Source organism: Asticcacaulis biprosthecium C19 (assembly GCF_000204015.1).
GTDB classification, from domain to species: Bacteria; Pseudomonadota; Alphaproteobacteria; order Caulobacterales; family Caulobacteraceae; genus Asticcacaulis; species Asticcacaulis biprosthecius.
The window spans coordinates 347,288-351,167 of sequence record NZ_GL883077.1; the positions used below are offsets into that span (position 1 = coordinate 347,288).

Annotated in this window: 3 protein-coding genes; all 3 read right to left on the reverse strand. The window is 61.0% G+C overall.

The annotated features are described in order from the left end of the window. Positions 1-90: 90 nt before the first annotated feature. Positions 91-2,340, reverse strand: coding sequence for a polyribonucleotide nucleotidyltransferase (pnp, locus tag ABI_RS01940; protein ID WP_006271129.1), 2,250 nt, complete (start codon positions 2,338-2,340; stop codon positions 91-93). 244 nt (positions 2,341-2,584) lie between these two features. Further along, a complete protein-coding gene (gene rpsO, locus ABI_RS01945; protein WP_006271130.1) occupies positions 2,585-2,854 on the reverse strand; it encodes a 30S ribosomal protein S15 in 270 nt (89 codons plus the stop codon). A gap of 22 nt (positions 2,855-2,876) precedes the next feature. Next, on the reverse strand, positions 2,877-3,827 hold the full coding sequence (gene truB, locus ABI_RS01950; protein ID WP_006271131.1) for a tRNA pseudouridine(55) synthase TruB: 951 nt from the start codon (positions 3,825-3,827) through the stop codon (positions 2,877-2,879). Between the last annotated feature and the right edge of the window lie 53 nt (positions 3,828-3,880).

Sequence of the window (3,880 nt, forward strand, 5' to 3'; positions counted from 1 at the left end):
AATAGCCCGACCCCCAAGAAAGGGGTCGGGCTATTTTTTGTATTTAAAGAGAAGGGGCCACGGGCCCCTTCACCCCGTAATGCGACAGCGTTAGTCGCGACGGCGACGGCGACGCGGACGATCGCCACCATCCGAACGGTCACCACCGTCGGCCAGTTCCAACTCGCCTTCGTCACCCGCGTCACCGCGGGCCGCATTGCGTTCCGCACGCTCAGCTTCCAGCTTCTCAGTCAGGTCCTCACCGGTCTCCTGATCGATCACCTTCATCGACAGCTTCGTCTTGCCGCGGTCGTCAAAGCCTAGGAATTTCACCTTCACTTCGTCGCCTTCGTTCAGGACGTCCGACACCTTGCCGACCTTTTCCTTGCTGATCTGCGAGATGTGGACCAGGCCGTCCTTGGCGCCGAAGAAGTTCACGAACGCGCCGAAATCGACGACCTTCACGACCTTGCCCTTGTAGATGGCGCCAACTTCCGGCTCCGACGCGATCGACTTGACCCAATCACGGGCGGCATCGATCTTCGACTGTTCCGAAGCGGAGATCTTGATCGTACCATCGTCCTGGATGTCGATCTTCGCACCCGTCTTTTCGACGATTTCGCGGATGACCTTGCCACCCGAACCGATGACTTCGCGGATCTTGTCGACGGCGATCTTGATCGTCTCGATCTTCGGCGCGAATTCGCCCAGCTCTTCACGAGCGCCCGAGATGGCCTTGTTCATCTCTTCCAGGATGTGCAGACGGCCTTCATTGGCCTGACGCAGCGCCTTGGTCATGATCTCCTCGGTGATGCCGGGGACCTTGATGTCCATCTGCAGCGAGGTGATGCCGTTGACGGTGCCAGCCACCTTGAAGTCCATGTCGCCCAGGTGATCTTCGTCACCCAGGATGTCCGACAGGATGGCGTATTCACCGGACGGCTCCAGGATCAGGCCCATGGCGATGCCCGAGACCGGCGACTTCAGCGGCACGCCGGCATCCATAAGGGCCAGCGAGGTGCCACAGACGGTCGCCATCGAAGACGAACCGTTCGACTCGGTGATTTCCGAGACGACGCGGACGGTATAGGGGAACTCTTCCACGGTCGGGAGCATCGGACGAACCGCGCGCCAGGCCAGCTTGCCGTGGCCGATTTCGCGGCGGCCGGGCGAGCCCATACGGCCGGTTTCACCGACGCTGTACGGAGGGAAGTTGTAGTGCAGCAGGAACTTTTCCTTGTAGGTGCCGTCCAGCGCGTCGATATATTGCTCATCGTCGCCGGTACCCAGGGTCGCAACGACCAGGGCCTGGGTTTCACCACGGGTGAACAGAGCCGAACCGTGGGTCCGCGGCAGAACGCCGACTTCCGACACGATGGCGCGGACCTTGTCGACCGGACGGCCGTCAACGCGCTTGCCATGTTCGATGATGTCGCGACGCAGGACGTCGGCTTCACATTCCTTGAAGGCGGCGCCAAACTTGGCGGCGTCGACGCCGTCCGGATTGGCTTCGGTCTTCAGCAAGGCCAGGCCGGCCTTGGACTTGGCGGCGCCGACCGCGGCGTGGCGATCGTGCTTGCCGGTGATGGTGTAGGCGTCACGGATGTCCTGGCCAACCAGGCCCTTGATCGAGGTGACGATGCCCGAGAAATCTTCGGCTTCGAAGTCGAAAGGCTCCTTGGCAGCGTGCTCGGCCATTTCGATGATGGCTTCGATGACCGGCTGCATGCCACGGTGGGCGAACATCAGGGCGGCCAGCATCTTGTCTTCCGACAATTCCTTGGCTTCCGATTCAACCATCATCAGCGCGTCGGTCGTGCCGGCGACAACGAGGTCGAGGGTCGATTCCTTGACCTGGTCGCCGGTCGGGTTGAGGACGAATTCACCGTCGATGATGCCGACGCGGGCGCCACCGATCGGGCCCATGAACGGAACGCCCGACAGGGTCAGGGCGGCGGAGGCGGCGACCATGGCCACGATATCCGGATCGTTTTCCATGTCGTGCGACAGCACGGTACAGACGACCTGGACTTCGTTTTTGAAGCCCTTGACGAACAGCGGGCGGATCGGACGGTCGATCAGACGCGAAACCAGGGTTTCCTTTTCTGACGGACGGCCTTCACGCTTGAAATAGCCACCCGGGATCTTGCCGGCGGCGAAGGTCTTTTCCTGATAGTTCACGGTCAGGGGGAAGAAGTCCTGGCCGGGCTTGGGGGCGCGGGCATAGACCACGGTCGCCAGCACGGTGGTCTCGCCATAGGTGGCGAGCACGGCGGCGTCGGCCTGACGGGCGATACGGCCCGTCTCCAGGGTCAGCTTGCGTCCGGCCCAGTCGATGGATTTTCTTTTGATGTCAAACATTGCGTTTCTTTCGTTCAGACCCGGCAGGCCCCATGCCCGGCGGGTCAGCCGCTATCGGAGCAGCATAATAGGGCTCGGGCTTTATCGCCTTCGGAGCCATGAGATCAGCGAGAGCGATGCGCTTCGCGGGTGGGTATACTCCCATCCGGAAGGATGAGAGGCGGGTAAATCGCCTGTGAGGCGAGGTCTTAACATATAGAACAGGGGCTTGAGGTCGAACCTCAAGCCCCTGGGTAGATGAACCTTAGCGACGCAGGCTCAGGCGTTCGATGATGGACTGATACCGGCCGGTATCGCGGTCCTTCAGGTAGTCGAGAAGGCGGCGGCGTTGCGACACCATCTTCAGAAGGCCACGACGCGAGTGGTTGTCCTTCTTGTGTTCCTTGAAGTGCTCGGTCAGGTTGGCGATGCGCTCCGACAGGATGGCAATCTGCACTTCGGGGCCGCCCGTGTCGTTTTCGGTACGGGCGTGGGTTTTGATAACTTCCGACTTACGGTCAGCAGCAATCGACATCGGGGAATCTCCTATTCCAGGATTAAAGGTTCAGAATACGCGTCGGGTAGAGCCTACCCTCGCGCAGTTCGCAAAGCGCCTGAACCGTGCCGTTCAACACCGCCTGGACCGTATCGGGAAACTCGTCAAAACCTGCCTCACGGCGGGCTTTCTGAGCCTCGGCAATCAGGTTGATCTGGCGGGGCAAAAGGGCAAGGTCGCGGCCTTGCTTCAGCTTTGAGGCCTCGTCTTGCGTCACAGGCAGGGCCGGGATGTCGTCCAGCGCTGTCTCGACGCCAAGCAAAGCGTCCAAAGCGGCGCCTCTATGCACCAAATCTTCCAGCTTTTCCAGTGTTATTGCGTTTTTTGTTGCAAACGCACCGACAGCCTCGCGCCGCAACATCGTCACATGACCGCAGACCCCCAACTCGGCGCACAAGTCACGGGCGATCGAACGGACATAGGTGCCCTTGCCACAGTGCAGGGTCAGGGTGGCCGTCTCACCGGTAAAGTCATCGAGCGTCAGGTCGAAAACCTCGACCTCGCGGGCCTTTAGTTCGACCTCGATGCCCTGGCGCGCCAGGTCGTAGGCGCGCTTACCGTCGACCTTGATGGCGGAAAAAGCCGGCGGCACCTGCTCGATCACGCCGACAAAGCTGTCGAGTAAACCCTCGACGGCTTCGCGACTCGGCCGCGCATCGGAGGTCGCGGTGACCTGGCCTTCAGCATCGTAACTGTCGGTCGTGGCGCCAAAGGTGATGGTGAAGCTGTAGACCTTGTCGGCTTCCATCAGATAGGGGACCGTCTTGGTCGCTTCGCCCAGCGCAATCGGCAGGATACCGGTGGCCAGGGGATCGAGGGTACCGGCGTGTCCGGCCTTCTGGGCCTGGAACAGCCAGCGGACCTTCGACACGGCGGCGGTCGAGGTCATTTCCAGCGGTTTGTCGAAGCAGATCCAGCCATGAACGGGATCGCCTTTTTTCTTTCGGGCCATAGTCTTAAATTTCTGATTGCGGGCTTAGCGCCTCTTCTCCTCCCCATGACGAT